This window comes from Psychrobacter fulvigenes (genome assembly GCF_904846155.1).
GTDB classification, from domain to species: Bacteria; Pseudomonadota; Gammaproteobacteria; order Pseudomonadales; family Moraxellaceae; genus Psychrobacter; species Psychrobacter fulvigenes.
Genome location: NZ_CAJGZP010000001.1, coordinates 562767 through 584926 on the forward strand (window position 1 = coordinate 562767; position 22160 = coordinate 584926).

Here is a 22160-nt window from a genome sequence, read left to right on the forward strand (position 1 = left end):
CGGCTTATTCGGCGCGCTAGCAGCCAGCATGTCACTCAAAATAGATCCGCGAGCTCTTCAAGGTTTACAAAACATTGCTACTGGCAACACTGTGGCTGGTCATGATGCCGACCAACAAGAAGGTGCAGTCGAAGCGAGCGTCAATAGTACTCAAGCAGATGAGCTGCGACTTGAGGCGATCAATACAGATATTGAGTTGCTAGAAATATTTTTGGAAGAAGCTCAAGACTTGGACAGTGCTATCGCTCAGACATTCAATGAGTGGCGTACTGACCTTGATAATCATATCATCCTAAAAACACTTCAACGCCATATGCATACCATCAAAGGTGGTGCGCGAATGGCAGGTATTCGTAGTATTGGTGATTTGACTCATATAGCAGAAGTTATTTATGAAGCTTTTGATGAGCAAAGGTTACGTCCAACGTTGCAGTGGTTAACCATCATGCAAATGCTGCATGACACTCTATCGTTACAGATCGATTATGCTGCACGTTATCAAGAGTCTTTTTTTGCTGATGAGTTTATTGAGCAGTTGCAGAAGTTTGAGCGTAGCAAAGAATTACCATTGGCAGTCACGCTGGTCTTACCTGCTCTGCATAAAGACAGTCACGAAGATTTAGAAGAATTAAATGCGGACGAGCTTGCAGAAGCTGAGCAGGCTGCTAAAACCATAAGTTTCGATAAAATTATTGCGCAGTCATGGCCAAATGGCTTACCTGACGCTGATATCTTGGAAGTATTCTTAGAAGAGGCTGAAGAAATCATTGCCAGTAGCAATAAGTACCTGCAATTGTTTTTAAGTAATATCAGTGATGTGACTGCCTTACAGGCATTGCAGCGAGATTTGCATACCATCAAAGGTGGTGCGCGCATGGTTACGGCCAACGGCATCGCTGACTTGGCTCATGAGATGGAAACCGTCTACGAAGAGTTGGCTATTCGTCGGCGTCCAGCGACCAAAATGGTCTCTCAGTTACTCATGGCTTGTCATGATTGGCTGGCAGATGCTGTCTTTATTCTCACGCAAAAGGTAAACCCGCCGATACCATCTGCACTGGTCGCTGCGCTGAAACAGTTTAGTAAAAACCCCGATAACTTACAACAGGTTCCAAGAGAGTCATTACAAGAGCAACTTAATATGATTTCTGCTGCCAAAAAGCAGCAGAAAGAAAGAGTGGTAGCAGACGTTAACGAGATGCCACCGATGACGGGCAGCTTTGAGGTACAGGAGCAAAGCGTTAGCCATAATGAGGTTATTCGTATCTCAGGCGGCTTGGTTGAGCACATGATTAACCTCTCAGGTGAATCAGCAATCAACCGTGCGCGTATCGACATGGGTATAAGTAGCCTGACCAATAGCATCGAAGAGATGGGTACAACTGTCCAGCGCCTTGCCGATCAGCTGCGCCGAATGGAGACGGAGCTTGAAGCTCAGATTTTATCGCAGATTGATGACGAGAAGTTAATCAACGACGAGGGTTTTGACCCATTAGAAATGGATCAGTATTCGTCTCTAAACCAATTGTCAAAGTCATTGTCAGAGTCGGCCTCTGACTTGGTGGATATTAAAAGTACCTTGTTAGAAAAAACGCGTGACAGTGAAAGTCTCCTGCTACAGTTAGCACGCACCCAAGCCGAGCTACAAGATGGGCTGATGAATTCGCGTATGGTACCGTTTACGCGAGTAGTGCCACGCCTTGAGCGTATTGTGCGTCAAACGGCGCATGAGCTTAATAAGTCAGTAGAGTTGAGTATCATCAATGCTGATGACGAGATTGATAGAACCATTCTTGAGCGCATTACGTCACCACTTGAGCATATGCTGCGTAACGCTGTCGATCACGGTATCGAAAATATACAAGCCCGTTTAAGAGCAGGCAAAAGTCGTAGTGGTCAAATTACTTTAGAGGTACTACGTGAAGGCAGTGAAGTTGTTATCCATTTATCAGATGATGGCTGTGGTATCAATGTCGATGCCGTCCGCAAAAAAGCCATTGCACAGGGTCTGATTGCAGAAAACGACGATAGTCTGAGTGATCTTGATGTTATGCAGTATATCTTTAACGCTGGTTTGACGACTCAAAAGAAGGTGACCCAAATCTCAGGGCGCGGTGTTGGGATGAACGTGGTTATCAGTGAGATCCGTCAATTGGGCGGTGTCGTCTCTGTAAACTCTGAAGAGGGTAAAGGGTCGCGCTTTACCATCCGAGTACCACTGACAGTCGCCATATCAGATGCCTTGGTCGTGCGTGCTGCAGATCGTTATTATGCGATTCCTTTAGTACAGATTGAGCGTGTCATTCGTGTGAACCCTGAAAAACTTTACGATTATTATGAGTCAGGTGCCACTAGTTTAAATATTGAAGATGAAAATTATCGAATTCGCTATCTCAATGAGATTTTATCTGGTAATAAATTTAACGAATTGATGGTTAGTACTAATACCAGCTTGCCAGTTATTGTCATAAAAAATCGTACAGGTCAAAAGATTGCCCTACAAGTCGATCAGATTGCAGGCTCACGTATTGAAGTGGTCGTAAAACCGCTTGGCCGTCAGCTATCACGTCTTTCAGGTATTTCAGCTGCAACCATCATGGGTGATGGCTCTGTTATGTTCATCTTAGATCCTATTGCTTTGATGCGTAATGCACCGGTCATCAAGGATGTGAGTCAGGGCGTAGTGGCTGAAAGAGAGGATGTGAAATCACGGATCACAGTATTGGTCGTTGATGACTCAGTGACAGTACGTAAGGTCACATCGCGCTTACTAGAACGTCAAGGTATTAATGTCGCCATTGCCAAAGACGGGATTGATGCCATCGAGATTTTGCAAGAGACCACTCCAGATCTTATCTTGTTAGATATCGAGATGCCACGTATGGATGGTTTCGAGGTTGCAACCCAAGTGCGGCATAATAAGCGTTTACGTGACATACCCATTATCATGATTACTTCTCGTACTGGTGAGAAGCATCGCGAGCGTGCGTTCAAAATCGGTGTCAATGACTACATGGGTAAACCATTCCAAGAAAACGAGTTGCTGGATAAAATTCAAGCGCAATTGGGCCAAGATATTAGCTTAAGTCATAATGAATAATACTCGTTTATCAGCATTGAGCGCCAAAGCCAGTAGTGCTATTAGAGTATTGGTGGTCGCAGAGAGTCGGCATCAAAGACTGGCGTTTAGTGACACTGTGCGCAGCTGTGACTTTACTTTGATTGACTGTCTCTCTCGCCAGCAGCTGCAAGACAAGCCACAACCTTATAAGGTACAGGTTGATATTTGGTTGATCGATAGCGAATACGATGACGGTATCGCCACCGTGATTAAAGCTTCTAACTCTAGCGCAGTATTGGTAGGTTTTAGCCAAGCGCCACATTTAAACGAAGTACAGCGCTATGCTAAATGGCAGCGCAAGTTAAAACGTAAGCTGGCGCAATTACTTGATAGGCCGACGCTTTTAGAAACTAGCGTTTATGCTGGTACGCTGCCATCTTGGCGCTTTGTGGTATTTCTAGGCTCTGCTATGGGTGGTCCTAGTGCAGTAAAAGAGTTTTTGGATAATTTGTCACCCACGCTGCCGATTTGTGTTTTACTCGCACAGCATTTTAATCAGAATATGATAGAAACCTTACCACGTGTACTCAATCATCATAATGAGTGGTATTGCCAAGTCATATCTACCACCCAAAGACTACGCTCTGGATATTGTCTAATCGCCCCAGCTGATCGACAGATTGTTTGTGATTCTGAAGGTCGAGTCATCCTAACAGAGCAAGAGTGGTCTGGAGAATATCAGCCGTCTATTGGCCAATTACTCAAAAATACCAGCGATGTTTATGGCAGTGAGCTTGTGAGCATCATATTCTCTGGCATGGGTAATGATGGCACACAGTACTTGGATGCCATTCAACAAAATAACAGTCAGCTGTGGGCACAAGATCCAAACCTAAGTACTTATTCTAGCCAGCCACAAGCGATTGTTGATTCAGGCTATTGTCAATTTATCGGTAGTCCTGAAGCACTCGCCCAAAAACTCACTGAGTATGTCGGTGAGAGGATGGCAACCCTTTCTTCATCTACGGTGAGCGATTTATGAAGCAAATCATGAAGCATTCATTTGAAGCAGTCAGTTTGTTGACAACCAGTAAAGGTATGCTTGAAGTGACCATTATCCCAGCTATGAGTCAGCCTGATTGGATCATTCCAAGTAGCTTGATCTTGAGTATCGATGATTATGATGAGCGTATTGCCACATATTTATGGCAGCAGCAAGAAGTGGCAGTATTTCATCTGGTGCCAAGTGATCAGCCCGTTGATACAATCGTTGTACTCGAAGGCAACACTGTTGCCCATCGTCTGGCGTTACAAACAGTAGGGCAGCCGTATCAGATGCAAGTGCGAATCTCAGATGTTGAGGATGCTGAATTACCCGAACGCTATAGGCAGATAGCGCAGAGTAATAGTGATGCTAATCATGATGACGATAATAATGATGATGACAATGCGCTACAGAGTGACCATGCTAGCAATGAGAATTCGAGTAACGACGCAGAGGATACGGCAGATAAACGCTTTAGAGAAAACGTCGTCACTTCTTATATGTTTAATACCGTTGTCATTGATGATGAACCATACCTAGTGCCAGATTTAGACAAAATTGCTCACCAGCTGGTCGATTTGGATAGCTGATTGAGTGTGATCTAAATAATCGGTTTTATAATATCGTACTTTTAATAGCGGTTAATGAAATGGTTCTATGAAAAAGCTCAATGATACAGTCCAAAACCATCTTGCTCTGAGTGTTTGAGTTGAGACCCAGATAACACAAAAGCCCCAAACATGACGCTTGGGGCTTTTCTATCGAGTGTCTAGTAATGAGCTAGATTGAATTCGCACTCACTGTCATTGCTACTTTAATCTTGCAATTGGTCTTATTTCTTATGTTCAGGTAAGCTGATGTTCATTTCAAGAACGTCAAGGGTGTCCTCTGAACGATGATTGATATTAACATCGTCAATCTGTACACCGTTGACATACTTATTGACCACTTCTAGTATCTCGCGCTTCATCTTCTCAATACGATCTGCTGTTAGTCGGTTATTCAGCCGATTTTCGCTAGCAACAATGACTTTAAGACGTTCGGTGGCCATGTTGGCACTACCGGCGTTACTGCTGTCATCTGTGCCAAATAGGCTACTCCAAAATCCTTTTTTCTTACTCATTATTAACCCCCAAACCAGCGCTGTAATAGACTCTTTTTCTTAACGTCGAGATGACGTAGCGGACGCTCTTCTCCCAAAAAACGGGCAACGATATCATCATAGCATTGACCAGCGACTGAATCAGTATAATGAATGACTGGCTCACCGTGGTTAGATGCTTCTAGTACGGCATCGCTCTCAGGAATAACACCAAGTAACGGGACCTTTAAGATATCGTTAGAGATGGTATCAATGTCCATCATTTCATTGGCGGCAGCGCGTTCAGCGTTATAACGAGTAATGACTAAGTGCTCACGCACAGGCCCTAGGCCTTCTTCAGCTTTTTTGGTACGACTTTGTAAGATACCGATAATGCGATCAGAGTCACGTACTGATGAGATTTCAGGGTTGGTGACGATGATGGCCTCATCTGCATGGTACATTGCTAGCTGTGCACCGCGTTCGATACCTGCTGGAGAGTCGCAGATGATATAGTCGAACTGTTTTGATAGTTCGGCCATCACCTCAGCCACGCCTTCATCTGTTAGGGCATCTTTATCACGGGTTTGGCTGGCAGGCAAAATATATAAATTCTCTAGCTGCTTGTCTTTCACTAGTGCCTGTGACAAACGGGCATTGCCGTTAATCACGTCAACAAAGTCGTACACAATGCGATTTTCACAGCCCATAATCAAGTCTAGATTACGTAAGCCCACGTCAAAATCGATAACAACTGTTTTATAGCCACGTAATGCTAAGCCGGCGGCAAAAGATGCGCTTGTTGTGGTTTTACCCACACCGCCTTTACCTGAAGTGATTACAACAATCTTCGCCACAATGGCACACTCCTATAGTTAAATGGGATATCTGATAGATAAAAAATCGTTCGATAACATGTATATGTGTTTGCTACTGTCTTTTGCAGCACCAATGAGAGGGCTACTCAATCTTATAGCTACTAAGTCTTATAAAGGGATGCTTATGAATCAACTGCACAGTTATGCTACGACTACTATCTGCGAGCGTAAGCCTAGCATAAATATACAATAATTTATAGCAAAGCTATTATGATACGGCAGTAACTTGCTCATTAGGTACTAAGGTAGCACAAGCCACTATCTATATGCTATTGCCATTATGGATAGTGGCTGAATTATCAATTTTTCGTAAGGTTTTTTTGTTAAATTAACTTACCTGAATATTAAAGCTCAGTGTTTACGCTCATACTGATGAAGACCGTAACCCTATAAAGTCATAAGACTGATTCTAAGCGACAGTTTATAGGTAACGGTCATGGATATTATGAATTGTCCATAACCGTAAATACTAAGCCTTCACCCTCAACGAAACGCACCTGTACTGGCTTGTCAATGGTCTCTTCAGGTAAGTTATCTCGTAGGCAGTAGGTACCAGCAACTGATACCAGTGATGGGTTAAACACTTGGCAAAAAATACGCGCGTCTTTATCCCCGGTTGCCCCTGCCACGAGTCTGCCTTGGGCACGGCCATAGACATGAAGGCTGTTGTCGGTAATGGCTTCAGCGCCACTATTGACACTATTGGTTAATATCAGATCACCACCAACATGGTTGATACTCTGTCCAGATCTCAGCATTTGATCGTAGATCATACTGGTAATATGGTCAGCACTCAGTAGCGTCTCAGTAGCTGCATCTGGAGAGTTGAGAGTCTCCGATGGACTGGCGTCTTGTTCGCTGTCTTTTGATTGTACTTCTGCGGCTTTAGGCTCAGTTGTTTGACTGATCTCAGTTTTGGGTTTTTTTGTGGGCAAGATACGTTCGATACGCTTACCATCACTTGGAAATATTGCCAACCTTTGTATACGCGCTTGTTCGTCAAGTAACCCTGTGACCACTCCGATGGGCTGTAGCCCCCATGACCACAGTAGATCTACCAAGGCAGATAAATTCTGCTCAACGCTACTGTCAATAACGACTGGAATGTTACTGTTCTTGTTGCTAACCAAGCCTGCTAAATGCGCTTCAATCGCTGCTGGATCATCAGTATGCAACTGCAAGCGCGAGAATGTCAGCATCTTGCCATAGAAGCTGATCGCAGGTTGAGTGGTCGTCACTTGGTTGTCTGTATCCGAAGTCGTCATAATGTAAATCCTTAAAAGATACTCATACTGCTGTGATCATGGTGCAGTTATTATTATATAGTCGGAGTACTTTTAAACCGCTACTGTGCTGCTCGCCCTAGATGTACTCAGTGTACGATCTGCGGTCGATCGCCTTGTAGCGATTTTAAAATTCCTTGACTATAAGTATATCGTTAATCATTTTATGGTCATTGTTTATCATTGTGCAGTGTACTAAGAGACGCTAGGAATTAACAAGCCCTTAACAACATAAATATAGCCAAAAAGCCGTGGTTAAGTCCATGCTTGTGAGTTTGGCTACAGATGAAACATCTCTCGATGCTTCCATTGCTGTACTTTGACCTGATTTTCTAGCTCTGACAAGCTATCAGAAATAATAGTGGCAATCAGCGCTTCGAGCATCGTATCTGATGTATCGATATTTGCGACACCATGAGCGATCTCTTGCATGAGCTTATCGAGAATCTCTGTACTTAATAGACGCTCATTAAGAGATAGGATGGAGTTTTCACCAATACTCTGTCCGATTTGCTGTAATTGTGACTCAATTAAGCTGCCTGCAATGGGGATAAGACGCAAATAACGGCGTAGCTCAGGGGTGTTTGCCAAACCATCTTCAATGGCTTTACCAACTTCGTTTGCCAACAGATTGCCCTCTGCTGTTGTATCGTTCAGCCTTTGCAATTGCGGTATCAGCTCTTTTCGCAACAACGATAATATGACCGCTTCAATCTCGGCGCGGTTGCGAGTAATGGTTGATTCTATCAGCGATTTTTGCATCTCAGGATCGGTTAGCTGCTGGCGATAATTGGCAATAGTGGTCAGAATGACTCGATCAGACAGCTCTTCTAATAATAAGTCTATATAGAACTTAATACGGTTAAGCCATGGCTGTGGCAGTACTTGGTAACCAAGCTGATATAAGCGTCGCCCGATGACCACCGCCCGAAACAGTCGTAGCGCCCGCAGCTGCGGAAAACAGCCAAGCACCTCATACCAGTGGATAAATGGGAAGAAAAACCAGCGATAATAGACCTGCTCTTTAATCGCTATCGCCCAACGTATGAGCAGCTCAACAATTAAAAACACTGTAAAAAACCCACCAGCCGTTCGCAATGGATCGTGTAGGGTGCTTTGATACCAATTAAGTCCGTCACTAAGCGCTAGCCAACCAGCAACCTCATAACTAAAGTTACTCATCAAAATCGCATCAAGACCGATAAGCAGAAGGTCAATACTGATAACGACCAACATGATGATGTCATAAGTCAGTTTTGTGCGATTTGGTGCGGGGCGTTTAGGGCGTTGTGGTGTTGCAGAGTCTGATGAGGTATTGGGCAGAGGTTTGTTGTTTATAGAAGGGTCGGACACGGTCATCCCTTATCTCAGTAAATATTTGGTTATCTAGTTATTATAAGCAAAAAGGAGGTTTTGGTATTCCAACAACCTCCGCTGATGCATGTTCAAAAACATCATGCAGCTATTATCTCGCTATTATAAAGGAAAGCCAGTTAACTGTGAGATTAATGACTAAGATTTTGACGTTTGTGGCTCATTTTCAAAGTCAGCCAACATCTCATCGATAAGATGGTCTTTTTGCTGCCATATGTCATCAATCCAATCGAACATCTGCTTTTTGATGGCTTCATCGTTTTCGTAGCCGCCATTTTGGATAGCAGTAAATAACTCATCAGGCATATCAATGTGACGTACATTGACACCTAAGCGTTTAATGTTGCCTTTCCATAAATCACTATAGTTTGGTACCCCATCAGGGTAAACAATGGTCATATCTAAGATGCCATCGATATCCGTGCCCAAAGCATTGATCGCCAATGACAGACCGCCAGCGCGTGGTTTCAGCAGATGCGTATAAGGGGAGTTTTGCTTTGCGTGTTTGGCCTTGGTGAAGCGCGTACCTTCTAAGTAATTGAGTAGAGTGAACGGCTTGTCTTTGAGCAAAGAGCAGGCACGTTGAGCTTCTAGTAAGTCCTTACCTTTTAGCTCAGGGTTTTTGGCGAGCTCCTCTTTAGAATGTCGACGCATCATGGGAAAATCTAAAAAATAAAAGGTCTGACCGACCACAGGAATATAGATTAGCTCAAATTTGGTAAAAAAGCGCGTCAGCGGTAAGCGGTTTTCACTGATATATTGTACGATACTGGTATCCACCCATGATTGATGGTTACTAACAAGCAGATACTTGCCATCAATGCGTACGTCGTCAGGCAAGTTAATACGCCAATCTTTTTTTGGTAAGATGTGGTTGATGACCGCATTGTTACTTTTAATCCAGTGGTTGGCAATTTTAATGACCGTTTCGTCGGCAATAGAGGAGCCAGTGATCATTTTAGTCGCACCCATAAGCCATATGGGGATGCTGCCGCCTATACTATTTGCAGCGATAACACCAGTGGCAGTCGCTAGCGAAACCGCTTTACCAAGTTTGGGCGCACGTTCATGCAATTTTTGAATGGAAGAAGTCAGTCGCATGTTAAGTCCTTTTTTATATCAGTCTTTTAATAGGTATTCAGCTCAGTCTTTAATACACAAGCCAAGGGTTTTGTTGTTAGAGTCATAAAATATGAATACTTTTATTAATGATATACCCCAGTTTTGAGCAAATTTTTAACATTGATGATTTTAGCAGAAATCAGCAATAGTGTACGACTGTTAACGTGACTGACGGTAGCAGATAAGCGGAGATGGAAAATATACTTTTTGAGAGCTGTATGAAATTGTGAGCTGACGAGCGACTTAGGGCAGTGCGAAATCGTGCATACACACCTTGGTGTCTATGCTCTTATATGGGTAAATATAATACGCTGTGTAAGGTGCCACGCACTTTTCATACAGAGGTATGACAAAATATTACACATAGATAGCTTGGGCTTGCCATACTATAACTGGTGTGCTTAGCATCTAAATCACTATTTTATATAGTCTTGTTGATTATATGCATAGTGTGTTTTATATTTAGAACTTACAATAGAATAAATCAAAATTTTTAGAGTTAACTTAAGAGGAAATAATTATGCGTAACAAATTAATGATCGCAGCAGTCGCTTCAGGTCTAGCCCTTACTGGTTGTGTGACAGATCCAAATACTGGACAGCAACGTTTGAATAAAGCAGCTATCGGTGGTTTGGCCGGCGCAGCAGGTGGTGCAACTATCTCAAAAGCAACTGGCGGTGATAAGACTGGCCGTGATGCTCTGATTGGTGCTGCGCTTGGTACTGGTGTTGGCTATTATATGGAGCGTCAAGCAAGACAGCTTGAGCAGCAAATGGCTGGTACTGGCGTAACTGTTGAGCAAAACCCAACTACTGGTAACATTGATCTAGTCATGCCAGGCAATATTACTTTTGCCTTTGATGATGCAACCTTGAGCTCTTCTTTCAAGCCAACGCTTGATAAGCTTGCCTCAACGATGAATCAGTACAACCAGACTACTGTAAATATCGCAGGTCACACAGATAGTAGAGGTGCTGCATCTTACAATATGGGTCTGTCACGTGACCGTGCTTACTCAGTAGCGAACTACTTGAGCGCACGTGGCGTATCATCAAACCGCATTAATGTGGTTGCTTATGGTGAGTCACGTCCAATTGCTGACAACAATACAGATTATGGCCGTCAGCAAAACCGCCGTGTTGAGCTAACCATCAACTCACCACAGAACTTAAACTAATAAGAAATCTTATATAGTACTATGTGTTGAGTATTTCGATACAAAAGGGTCAGCGATAAGCTGGCCTTTTTTCTATGTCTTTAATTTGGGTTTTTGAGCAAATCTTCATTTTTCATAGTGCTTATTTTCCATAGTGCTTATCTGCTACAGCAACAATATTTATTAAATAATCCTATTATATGAAAAGCAAACACTACGAAAAAGTGATGTAAATATAAAATTAAATATTGATAATGATTATCAATAACTTTATAATTCTTGAGTATCTATTATTGCAGTATTCTTTAATTGAGACTGACGACTACTTTTTCTTTTGCGATATCTTTTGAGGGTGTGTATGACGATTACTACAGTGACGAGCCGTAAAATCTTCCCAACTACTTTAGCTGCAGCGCTTGCAGGGCTGTTGATGGTGTCGGGTTGTACCAAGCAAGCCAGTGAGGGCACTGCTGCTGACGCTGAGACGCAGACAGAGGTGCAAAACGCACAGTCGACCGACAATTCAAAGCTGTCAGCTGCTGAGCAAGCTCACACTGATAGGTTGGTCATCAGTTATGCCAATATGGCACATGCCGCTTATAAAGACTCGTTAGAAACAGCCAAATTATTGCAAACAGCGGTAGAAACCTATGTAGCCACACCGACACAAGCAAATCTCGATGCGGCAAAAGCGGCCTATAAAGCGGCGCGTCAACCATATTCGCAAACTGAAGTTTTTCGTTTTGATGAAGGCTTTGTGACTGCTAACGATGAGCGTGCCATCGGCAGCATAGATAGCTGGGAAGGGCAGGTAAATGCTTGGCCGCTTGATGAAGCACTGATTGATTATGTCAGTGACAGCTATGAAGGTGAGTACAACAGCCAAGACAATATCGTCAATAGCGACAGCATCACTGTTGGTAGTATCAAACAAGACACCAGCGAAATCACTCCTGAACTATTAGCCGAGATGAATGAGATCGGCGGTAGTGAGGCTAATGTCACTACTGGCTATCATGCCATTGAGTTCATGCTATGGGGTCAAGATACCAATGGCGTCGGCGCAGGTGCAGGGAATCGCCCTGTGACCGATTATGTGACCGAAGCAGGTCAATGTACCAGCGGTGAAACGGTCAATGAAGATGCCAGTATATGTGAGCGTCGCGGTGAGTTTTTGAAGGCCGCTACTCAGTTGTTGGTTGATGATTTGACAGCGATGGAAGCCGAGTGGCAGCCTGAAAGTGAAAACACCTTACGTAGTGATCTTTTAGCGCGTAAATACGACAACGGTCTGCGTCAAATCCTGTACCAGATGGGCAGCCTAGCACTGGGTGAGCTGGCTTCTGAGCGTATGCAAGTCGCCTTTGTCACAGGCTCCACCGAAGATGAGCACGAATGCTTTAGCGATTTGACGCATTTAAGCTATGCCAACAATGCGCGCGGTATTCAAAATGTCTTTAACGGCAGTTATCAGACAGTCGCTGGGAAAGCAGTCGGTGGTTATGGCATCAAAAACTATCTCATCGATAGTGGTCATAAAGAAGCTGCTGATAAGCTGGCTGCTGATTTTAAAAAGGTAGAAAGTGCCTTTAACGTCATCGTCGAAAAAGGTGAGAAAGAAGGCATTAAGGTTGATCAGATGATTGCAACCGTTGGTCAAGCAAGTAAGCATGGCGTCTCTGCTGAAGAGCAAAACACCCGTCGTGGCTGGATTGAGGCTGGTATTACTAGCTTACAAGAGCTGACTGATGGTATCGAAAATGCGGCAAAAGCGGTCGGTATTGATAACTTAGATGCGGACGCAGGGTCACAGTTTTAAGTTAACCTTTGTCTTGAGTTGATTTCTATATATTTATACCTGCTAATAAGTCACGATAAACTCAAGATAAGTCTTTTTGTGAAAGTATAAATCAGATACGATACATGCGTTGTTAGCTATGGCTAGCAACGTATTTCTAAGAGCATTAAAATAGGTCGATAGCATAGCACGCGATTTTAATGGTTCTATTCTAGAACTAAGGCAACTCCTATGAACGCCATTCATATTAAACCCTCTGTTTTTTCTTCTACAATCCTCCGAAGTGTGTCATCCAAACTTGCGTTAATTATGATGGGTACACTGACTCTTAGTGCTTGTCAGCCAGCTGATAATATTGCTAATGATATTTCTGCTAATGAAAACAACCAAGCGTTAGCGCCTGAACGTACGCAAACCATTGAGGCGATCGCGGGCGTGCCAATGCAGCAGCTTGCCACATTTGACCCGCAAGAAATTAAACAAGGGGGCGACACTGGTATCACTATCACTAGTAGCGAGAGCTATTCCAAGCCTTCATCAAACTTAACGGCTTCGCGTAAAGGCTCATTTTTTATTGGTAATGCCTTTTTTAAGCAGCCTTGGGTGGTTGCACCTGCGAGCACTGACAGTCGTGACGGTCTAGGAGCATTGTTTAACGTCGCTGCTTGTCAATCCTGTCATATAAAAGATGGCCGTGGTCACGCTCCAATGAATAGTGAGGACGATGCTGATAGCTTGCTTATTCGACTGGCGATGCCAGCGACCACAGATGAGCAGCGAGAGCAATTACAAAACTCACTTATCGAAAAAGTAGTTCATCCGATGTATGGTGGTCAGCTGCAAGATCGCGGTATTCAAGGCGTGCCTGCCGAAGCAAGAATTGCGGTGCAATGGACAGAGAAGCCAGTCACCTTTGCCGATGGTCATGTTGAGACGCTCCGTGCGCCAACTTTTAACTTAACCAAACCTGGTTATGGTGCATTTGATGATGAGCTGATGGTATCACCGCGCGTGGCCTTACCAATGATTGGACTTGGGCTGCTTGAGCAAATTCCCGATGAAGATATCAAGAAACAAGCAGATAGCGATGACGAAAATAATGACGGTATTCGCGGTAAATTTAACTGGGTAATGGATCCGCAAACAGGAGAGACAGCTTTAGGTCGTTTTGGCTGGAAAGCGGGGCAAACCAAGCTCCTTACCCAAAACCAAAGTGCGTTTAATGAAGACATGGGATTGACCTCAAACATCCGTCCTCATGAATCCTGCATGCCGATGCAAACGGCTTGTTTGAATGCAACGACTGGTGCTGATGAACAAGGTAATGGTAAACCGCCCGTTGAAGTCAATGATGAAGTGGCGAAGTTTGTAGAGTTTTATACGCGTAATCTGGCGGTGCCGCATCGACGTAATGCTGATGACAAGCTAGTCTTAGCTGGCAAAAAGCGCTTTTATGATATGGGCTGCCAAAGTTGCCATACGCCAAGATATCAGTTGCCAAAAACCGACGATGACCATCTTGAGCAGCATGGGCAAGTGATTTATCCTTATACAGATTTATTGCTGCATGACATGGGTGATGACCTTGCTGATCGGACGATTGCGGGCAAGTTGCCACCGAAAGACGCGCAAGTAGAGTTTTTAGCCAACTCCTATGAATGGCGCACGCCGGCATTGTGGGGTATTGGCCTTGCGCAAACCGTCGATTCGCAAGCAACGTTTTTACATGATGGGCGTGCACGTACATTGATGGAAGCGGTACTGTGGCACGGCGGTGAAGCTGAAACACAGAAACAAAAAGTATTAAAGTTAGATAAACAAGGGCGTACTGAATTGAATGCGTTCTTAAAATCCTTATAAAAATGATGTGGTTTATCTGCTTTTAACGACTAAAATAACTACTTATATAAATACCGAGAAACTTATGAAAATAAACCCTGCTTTAGCAATGGCGCTATCTGCTCTAAGCGCTGGCTTGCTTATCAGCTGCGTCAAACCTGCTGACGAGAATAAAGCGCCAGAGGTTGATAGCCAAAAGGTTGCGCAAGATAGCGCAACTGCTAGTGCGGCAAATAATAAGAGTGGCAGTGCAGATAAAATTATCGCCGTAGATATCAGCGCAGATACTGAAAAAACCTATCTGACTCATGTGGCAAATGATATTGTGATTCCAGCGTATGCAGATGCAGCGAAGCATAGTAATCTATTGCATGAATTGGCACAGAAGCATTGTCAGCAAGCGCCAGTAAGCGGTGATGAGCTACAAACGCTGCGCGATCAGTGGCTGTTGTTAGCACAAGCATGGGCAAATGCAGAAATGATCAATTTTGGCCCTGCAACTGCCAGTATGAGCAATTTATATATCAATTATTATCCTGATGAACGAGGGCTGGTACACAGCGGCGTTGCAGATTTAATCGCTGCTAATCCAACATTGACCGCTGAGCAGCTGGCTAACGAAAGCGCTATTGTGCAAGGAGTGCCAGGATTAGAAGAAGCGTTATACGCCAATGACAGCTTGGATGCTGGGCAATGTGCTTATGTGATGAGCGCAAGTAGCGCCTTAAGTACACGCCTAAAAAATATCGAAGACAACTGGCAGCAGAATGCCACTGAGCTATTAGCGATTGATAAAACAGCAGATAGCGATCGAGGTTTGAACCAATGGTTTAACTCTTTATTATCGTTGGTTGAGACCATGAAGTCTAATGCCATAGACCAGCCTTTGGGTCTAACGGGTAAGGCCAAAGGTCATCTGCCAGCCGCGACAGCCGGGCAAAGCCGCGCTATTATCAATGCCAAATTGGCCACACTAAATCAAGCGCTGACCGATCCAGTTTTAACCGCTATCCTTGGCAGTAATAACGAAAACGAAGTGGCTGATAGTTTATCAACCGCACTTGCTGATGCCACCACGCTGTTGGCACAAATGCCAGAAGATTTAGCGACTGCGGATAAAGCCACACAGCAAGAATTACATGAGCATCTAACCACCATTACTCGTGTCATTAAGCGCCAATTGATTCCGACACTCGGTCTTCGTGTGGGCTTTAATAGCACTGATGGCGATTAAATCATGCAGAATACCGAAGCTAAGACAGTAGCGCTAGTGACTGAAGATTCTTCTGAGTCACAGGGTCTAACACGCAAACAGTCTAATAATCGAAACAATACTCGATTAGGCCATGAGCTGTTGACAACCTCAGCACTGACAGCGCTGTCTACTGTGGTAGGTACAGCGGCACTTGTCGTTATCCATCATCGCTATCGTAAGCAGCGTCAGCCTGATGCAAGATTGTTAGATTATGTAGCAGGCGTCCGTGCTCAATTGAGTTTATTATCATCAACCGCTAAACCTGAGTTAACGCGATTTCGCTATGCTTGTCAGCAAGCCGCTGCTGCGTGGCAACAGTCGTATCATAACGCTATAGAGGACAAAGGTAGCGATAGTGACACTACTGATTTTAGCGCTGCTCATACTACGACCATGCTAGCGCGCCCAGTTTGCTGGGTGAGTGGTGTGGCCTCTATGCCAAAAAATATTTCATCAATGAATGATGATGGTAATCCTGGAAATGACTTCGGTGTGGTTGGTATCGATGCGGATAGGGAAGTCGTTTGGCAGACCACCATGCCTGAACGTGTGCATGATATCGTTGTACAGCCAGTTTCTGATGCTCAAAATACAGCTATTAATGATAATCAAAATCGCAATGTGGTAGTCATGGGACGGCGTCCAAGCGAGAAGTTTTGGGTGCTAGATACAGCGACTGGTCAAGTAAAGTTCGCCATCAAAGCTTCAAACCATCGCCATTTTTATGGTCATGCCTGTTATAGTTTAGACGGTAAACTGCTGTATGTGACCGAGAATGACACCATAAGCTTAGACGGTAAAATCGGTGTTTATGATGCTCATGACGCTTATAAAAAAATAGCAGAGTTTGACTCGCATGGTATTGGTCCGCATGAGCTAATCATGCACCCTAATGGTGAAACGCTGGTGATTGCTAATGGTGGCATTAAAACCGAGCAAGCTTCTCGTGAAGAGCTAAACATAGACAGCATGCGTCCCTCACTGGTTTATTTGAATCGTCATGATGGCTCATTGCTTGAGCAGATTGTTCCTGAGCACAATCAAATGAGTGTGCGTCATTTAGCCATGCATGATGACGGCACTGTGATGATTGGCATTCAGTTTCAAGGTGACAAGCATATCAATGTGCCGTTAGTATTGACCCATAAACGCGGTGATTCTGAGTTTGAACCGCTCACCATGCCCAATAATCAATGGCAACGCTTTCATCAGTACATTGCCAGTGTGGCGGTTGACAGTGATAACAATTTATTATGCGTGACCACACCGATTGGTGGCTGTGCAGCGATTTATGACTTAAACACTCGAGAATTGATTGATGATGTCAATTTGCCAGATTGTGCAGGGGCAGCAGTGTTGCTCACTGATAAGAAGCCAGGCTTTATCGTTAGTGATGGGCAAGGTCAGCTGACGACGCTAGAGGTGAAGGATGCGTCAGTGACAAAGTTAACTGACAAGGATAAGATTGAGAAAACTCAGCGCATTATTAAAAACAGTAAGGTGCATAAAATGTCTTTTGACAATCATTTGCAAGCGCTGTAGCTCTTATGATTATTAAGCAAGGAGATATGACATCAGTTTAAATACTGTTAGACAACAACTTGCGCAGGCGGGCATTGAGCTACACGTGACCAAAAAGCGCGTCAAAAATATCAATTTTCGCTTGCAGCCACATCTTCTTAAAGTGTCAGTACCTAAAACCATTAGCGCTGTGCAAATTGAGCAAGCTGTTGCTAAGCGGGTACCTTGGGCGATTGCTAATCACACGCAAGTCTTGGAGCAATATAAGCGTAAACAAACCTCTTCACCAGATACTTCAACTACTGAAAGTCCTATTCTGCTGTGGGGTGTAGAACAATCATTTACCTTATGTCATGATGAAAAAATTGCTTATTATCGGCAACAACTCTCTGAAGTCATGCCTTCTCTGTTTGAAAAATGGCAGCCAGTTGTCGGCGCTGAGGCCAATGAGATACGCCTAAAAAAAATGCACACGCGCTGGGGCAGCTGTAATACGCGCGCGCGACGGATTTGGTTATCCGTTTATCTGCCCGCCTATCCTATTGAATGCACAGAATACGTCATCGTTCACGAGCTGTGTCATTTGCATCATGCCAATCATAGCCGTGCGTTTTGGCAAACGGTGGCGACAGCAATGCCGGATTATCAGCATTGGCATAATATGCTGGCAGGCAAGACGGGACAGTTATAGTCGGAGTACTTTTAAACCGCTACTGTGTTGCTCGCCCTAGATGTACTCAGTGTACTATCTGCAGTCGATCGCCTTGTAGCGATTTTAAAATTCCTTGACTATCGATTAACACAGCCCGTAAATAATATAAAAAAAGCGTGATAAGACTGATATGATAGGTCATAACGGTACACAGCGTATTGTTATAAAAATATAAATCAGCATACAAGGATGTCATATGGGTAATGTCAATCAAGCCGAGTATTGGCAACAACGTTACGAGTCGGACAGCATACAATGGGATATGGGTCGGGTGTCGCCACCGCTAAAAGCCTATATTGACCAGCTGCCTGACTCTGCTAAAAACCAAGCCATTTTAGTGCCGGGTGCTGGTAATGCGTACGAAGTGGGCTACTTACATGAGCAAGGATTTACCAATGTCATTTTGGTGGACTTTGCTCCTGCACCAATTGAGGCGTTTGCTGAGCGCTATCCTGACTTTTCCGCTGAGCATCTGATCTGCGCGGACTTTTTTGATTTATCAGCAGAGGATTATCAATTTGATTGGATACTTGAACAGACGTTTTTTTGTGCGATAAACCCATCGCGCCGTGATGAGTACGTGCAGCAGATGGCAACGCTGCTAAAACCTCAAGGTAAGCTGATTGGGTTGTTGTTTGATAGAGAGTTTGGTGGTGATGACATTCCCTTTGGCGGCTCAAAAGAGGAGTATCTACAGCGTTTCAAAACGCATTTTGATATCGATGTCATGGAGACGAGTTACAACTCACACCCAGCAAGGCAGGGCACTGAGTTGTTTCTCAAGCTCTTAGCAAAGTAGCAGACTGATCTCTCGTTTGATATTGTCCCGTGCTTGCGCTTCCAACCGCTCAAAATAGTAGTCAGTGAGATATAAGCGAGGATGTGCAAGCAGCCCTGCTAATACTTTAGTTCGTCCTGTACGATAATTTGTGATCGGAACGTGACTATATTCTTGACGCACGGCTTGCGCGTATCTTTTGTAATCAGACCAAACGCTGCCTAAAATACTCAAATCCATATCAAGCAAAAAAGCTGCGTCAAGGTCGCTATCTTTATCCTCATCAAGCTCGTGATCAGCGGTCAGCATTATCAAGTCATCAATACGTCGGCACTGCTCAACATCTAAATAGGGGCTGAGTTTTTTAATCATGTATTCTGCACTTTGCAGCTCGTTATCCGCGTGCCTCGGCTCGTAGATCACATCATGATAATAGAGTGCCAAAGCGATGATATGCGGCTCATGTAGATACTGCTGCACCTGTTCAAACTGCGCAAACAACTGGGCCAGATGCTCTAAGGTATGATAAGCGCGCTGACTTTCGTTATAACGATCAGCGATGTCCTGCCAAAGTAATTTAGCTTGTACTGTCTCAATGTCACCATTAAGAGCAGATAGATGCACAACAAAAAGCTTACCAAGATCAGAAGTGGTTTGTGCAGATGCTTTCATATATAACCTGAGCTGCTATTGTTTGTTGTGACTGGCATCGTCTTCAAAGGCCTTTTTGAATAACTCACCGAGCAAGTTTACATCATCCACGCGTGCATAATTCAGACGAGTGACGAAGGCAATATGTCGATGCGGCCCTGACTCTGCTAATGGGACAGCGACCGAGTTTTGGTTTTCTAGATGGAGTTGATCCAGCGCCATTTCAGGCACTAGTGTCGTCCCCATGTTGGCGAGCGCCATCTGAATGAGGGTGTTTAAGCTGGCATCAGAAAAGCTTGATTTCATTTGTTCTCGATCGAAGTCGCACACTGACAATGTCTGATCAGTGAGGCAATGACCTTCACCAAGCAACATTAAATTGGCTGTTGCCAGCTCATCGGCATTAATGGTCTCAAGCTTGGCATGCACATCGTCTTTTGGAAAGACGGCAAAGAAGTCCTCTGCCCAAAACTCAAACGTATGTAAGCCATCTACTGCATAAGGCAAGGCTATAATTGCGGTGTCAATATGGCCGTAGCGCACCTGCTCAAGTAAGCGCTCAGTTTGCTGCTCTATAATGGTCATACGAAAGTTTGGATATTGCGCTCGTAGAGCAGGCAATACTTTGGGCAACAAATAAGGGGCGATGGTTGGGATGATGCCGACAGTCATTGGATAGGCAAGTGGCGTTTGGTGACTGTGGGCACGACTGGTCAAATCGTTCACTTCAGAAAATATCCGCTGCGCCCGTGTCAAAATCTCTTGGCCGATAGGGGTGATCAGGACCTGTTTGTTATTACGCTCAAAAATTTGCGTATCCAGCTGCCTTTCAAGCTCTGCGATACCCAAGCTGAGCGCAGACTGGGAAATACTACAGTCTTCCGCGGCACGTTTAAAATGGCGATGCTTAGCGACGGCTAAGGCGAATTCAAGCTGACGTAGGGTGATCATAAAGGCTCTCTTTTAAGGGGGTTTTAGTGCAGTTTTTATACTTATTAATCCAGTATACGATAGCAGTTTACCGATAGTACACTGGTAACAAAAAGCAGATAGAATAGTTTAACAAGATTAATAAAACAAAACATCACATTAAAAACTTTTAACTGGATTAACCATGGAATTCGCGTATAGTTTGTCTGGTAGCCGAGATAGTTAAAGGCTTAAACAGAAATTTAGTCCAGATTAATAAATGATTACTAAATACAAATTAACCAATCATCTTAACAATTAAGGAGCCCATCATGGCGTCTATTATCAATCAGGAAATCCCAGAGTTTTCAGCAGAAGCGTTTGTAAACGGTGAGTTTAAGACCATCACTTCAAACGACGTTAAAGGTAAGTGGGCAATTTTCATGTTTTACCCAGCAGACTTTACCTTTGTTTGCCCAACTGAACTAGAAGACATGGCAGCTCAGTACGAAGAGCTACAAGGTCTAGGCGTAGAAGTTTACTCAGTATCTACTGACACTCATTTCACGCACAAAGCATGGCATGACTCTTCAGAAGCCATTGGTAAAGTAACTTTTCCAATGATCGGTGACCCAACTGGTCGTATCACTCGTGGCTTTAACGTCATGATCGAAGAAGCTGGTTTGGCTGAGCGTGGCACATTCTTAGTAGATCCAGATGGCTTGATCCAAGTTGCTGAGATTCATGCTGGCGGTATCGGCCGTAGTGCAAAAGACATGTTGCGCAAAGTAAAAGCAGCACAATATGTTCGTGAAAATGACGGCGAAGTTTGTCCAGCAGCTTGGGAACAAGGTGGTGACACGCTAAAGCCAAGTCTTGATCTTGTTGGTAAAATCTAAGTATTGATTTTAAGTATTGATTTGACGAGCGAGTTTGACGGTCTAAAGCTTGGTAATATTAGACCCAGCATTTAGCTCAACTCAGTACTATCAATCTCAGTACTATGAATAAAGACCCCATCAGCATAAGTTGATGGGGTCTTTTTATGTCAATGTGCATGCACTTGGTGGTTCATCTAAGTGCCCAAATATGAGATTTTTTTATTATTATGTCTCAATGACAAGCTCAGTATCAGGCTTGAGGTTTCACTTTATTTTTATCAATTATTTTATAAATCTCATCTTTTAACTGTAGCTTTCGCCTTTTCATCTGTTCTATTTCCTCATCACGGCTGGCGTGCTTCACCAAGTCTTTGTCGAGCTGATTGATTTGCTGATCAAGCTGAGTATGTTCATCAAAAATAGTCGCAAAGTGGCTGTCTTTTTGCTTAAGCTCGGTAATAATATCTCTGTTATCTTGCCATGTATCCGTCTTTCTCATGTGATCATCCTTGTATTGAGCGCAAGCTTGGCATAAGCGTCAGCGCATTGTCGTTAAGATTGCTATGATTGTGAGACTGAATAGCTGTTGAGCCAAATCGCTATCTTAATCGTACCTGCCAAATATTGAACTGAGCATATAGTGATAAGGCTGAATAGCAGCAGAAGGGACTTTGAAAAACACGTGCAAAAGTCAATCTGCCAGTAGGTAAATAAGATTTTTTCTTATTGTCCTCAGTTGATTGTAGCGAAAAAACACCTTTGATACTATGACAATAATGCCTTGATGGTTTTAATTTTAGTAAAAAAATCTCATTA

Annotated in this window: 19 protein-coding genes; 11 read left to right on the forward strand and 8 right to left on the reverse strand. The window is 43.8% G+C overall.

Annotated elements, in window-relative coordinates:
• Nucleotides 1-28 precede the first annotated feature (28 nt).
• The 3 genes from JMX03_RS14910 to JMX03_RS02480 are packed head-to-tail and all read left to right on the forward strand — an operon-like array spanning nt 29 to nt 4696.
• Nucleotides 29-3100, forward strand: a complete 3072-nt coding sequence (locus tag JMX03_RS14910) for a response regulator (RefSeq protein WP_227695168.1) — start codon at nt 29-31, stop codon at nt 3098-3100.
• Complete coding sequence (locus JMX03_RS02475; protein WP_201594247.1) at nt 3093-4103, forward strand: chemotaxis protein CheB; 1011 nt, start codon at nt 3093-3095, stop codon at nt 4101-4103. Before JMX03_RS14910 ends, JMX03_RS02475 begins: the two co-directional genes overlap by 8 nt.
• A gap of 8 nt (nt 4104-4111) precedes the next feature.
• A complete protein-coding gene (locus tag JMX03_RS02480) occupies nt 4112-4696 on the forward strand; it encodes a hypothetical protein (protein ID WP_227695178.1) in 585 nt (194 codons plus the stop codon).
• Nucleotides 4697-4938: 242 nt separating this feature from the next.
• On the opposite strand, the gene minE is transcribed toward JMX03_RS02480, so the two are convergent.
• From minE to JMX03_RS02505, 5 genes are all read right to left on the reverse strand, one after another.
• Entirely contained in the window at nt 4939-5229 is a 291-nt protein-coding gene (gene minE / locus JMX03_RS02485) for a cell division topological specificity factor MinE (RefSeq protein ID WP_201575649.1), read from the reverse strand.
• A 2-nt stretch (nt 5230-5231) separates the two neighbouring features.
• Nucleotides 5232-6044 (reverse strand): septum site-determining protein MinD, encoded by an 813-nt coding sequence (gene minD / locus JMX03_RS02490; RefSeq protein WP_201575647.1) that lies wholly within the window; start codon nt 6042-6044, stop codon nt 5232-5234.
• A 464-nt stretch (nt 6045-6508) separates the two neighbouring features.
• Nucleotides 6509-7330 (reverse strand): septum site-determining protein MinC, encoded by an 822-nt coding sequence (gene minC, locus JMX03_RS02495; RefSeq protein ID WP_201594251.1) that lies wholly within the window; start codon nt 7328-7330, stop codon nt 6509-6511.
• A 297-nt stretch (nt 7331-7627) separates the two neighbouring features.
• Nucleotides 7628-8707 (reverse strand): hypothetical protein, encoded by a 1080-nt coding sequence (locus JMX03_RS02500; RefSeq protein ID WP_201575643.1) that lies wholly within the window; start codon nt 8705-8707, stop codon nt 7628-7630.
• A gap of 153 nt (nt 8708-8860) precedes the next feature.
• Nucleotides 8861-9823 carry an acyltransferase gene (locus JMX03_RS02505; RefSeq protein ID WP_201594253.1) on the reverse strand — a complete coding sequence of 321 codons (963 nt, stop codon included), beginning with the start codon at nt 9821-9823 and terminating at the stop codon, nt 8861-8863.
• A gap of 541 nt (nt 9824-10364) precedes the next feature.
• Here JMX03_RS02505 and JMX03_RS02510 point away from each other — a divergent pair.
• The 7 genes from JMX03_RS02510 to JMX03_RS02540 all read left to right on the forward strand — a co-directional run bounded on the left by JMX03_RS02510 (nt 10365) and on the right by JMX03_RS02540 (nt 18924).
• The gene (locus JMX03_RS02510) at nt 10365-11021 is read left to right on the forward strand and encodes an OmpA family protein (RefSeq protein ID WP_201575640.1); all 657 of its coding nucleotides are present in this window, start codon (nt 10365-10367) and stop codon (nt 11019-11021) included.
• Nucleotides 11022-11358: 337 nt separating this feature from the next.
• A complete protein-coding gene (locus tag JMX03_RS02515; protein ID WP_201594255.1) occupies nt 11359-12819 on the forward strand; it encodes an imelysin family protein in 1461 nt (486 codons plus the stop codon).
• A 210-nt stretch (nt 12820-13029) separates the two neighbouring features.
• Nucleotides 13030-14658, forward strand: coding sequence for a di-heme oxidoreductase family protein (locus JMX03_RS02520; protein ID WP_227695180.1), 1629 nt, complete (start codon nt 13030-13032; stop codon nt 14656-14658).
• 64 nt (nt 14659-14722) lie between these two features.
• Nucleotides 14723-15871: an imelysin family protein gene (locus JMX03_RS02525; RefSeq protein ID WP_201594257.1), complete on the forward strand. Its 1149-nt coding sequence runs from the start codon at nt 14723-14725 to the stop codon at nt 15869-15871.
• A gap of 3 nt (nt 15872-15874) precedes the next feature.
• Entirely contained in the window at nt 15875-17434 is a 1560-nt protein-coding gene (locus JMX03_RS02530) for a DUF1513 domain-containing protein (protein WP_201594259.1), read from the forward strand.
• Between the two features lie 85 nt (nt 17435-17519).
• Complete coding sequence (locus JMX03_RS02535; protein WP_227695182.1) at nt 17520-18104, forward strand: M48 family metallopeptidase; 585 nt, start codon at nt 17520-17522, stop codon at nt 18102-18104.
• Between the two features lie 217 nt (nt 18105-18321).
• Nucleotides 18322-18924 (forward strand): methyltransferase domain-containing protein, encoded by a 603-nt coding sequence (locus tag JMX03_RS02540; RefSeq protein ID WP_201594261.1) that lies wholly within the window; start codon nt 18322-18324, stop codon nt 18922-18924.
• On the opposite strand, the gene JMX03_RS02545 is transcribed toward JMX03_RS02540, so the two are convergent.
• Nucleotides 18913-19575: an HD domain-containing protein gene (locus JMX03_RS02545; protein ID WP_201594263.1), complete on the reverse strand. Its 663-nt coding sequence runs from the start codon at nt 19573-19575 to the stop codon at nt 18913-18915. The genes JMX03_RS02540 and JMX03_RS02545 overlap by 12 nt on opposite strands.
• A gap of 15 nt (nt 19576-19590) precedes the next feature.
• On the reverse strand, nt 19591-20505 hold the full coding sequence (locus tag JMX03_RS02550; protein WP_201594265.1) for a hydrogen peroxide-inducible genes activator: 915 nt from the start codon (nt 20503-20505) through the stop codon (nt 19591-19593).
• A gap of 290 nt (nt 20506-20795) precedes the next feature.
• Between JMX03_RS02550 and ahpC the strand changes: the two genes are divergently transcribed.
• Nucleotides 20796-21362 carry an alkyl hydroperoxide reductase subunit C gene (gene ahpC / locus JMX03_RS02555; RefSeq protein WP_201575632.1) on the forward strand — a complete coding sequence of 189 codons (567 nt, stop codon included), beginning with the start codon at nt 20796-20798 and terminating at the stop codon, nt 21360-21362.
• 232 nt (nt 21363-21594) lie between these two features.
• Here the strand turns inward: ahpC and JMX03_RS02560 are convergent, their stop codons facing one another.
• A complete protein-coding gene (locus tag JMX03_RS02560; protein WP_201575631.1) occupies nt 21595-21843 on the reverse strand; it encodes a YdcH family protein in 249 nt (82 codons plus the stop codon).
• Nucleotides 21844-22160 lie beyond the last annotated feature (317 nt).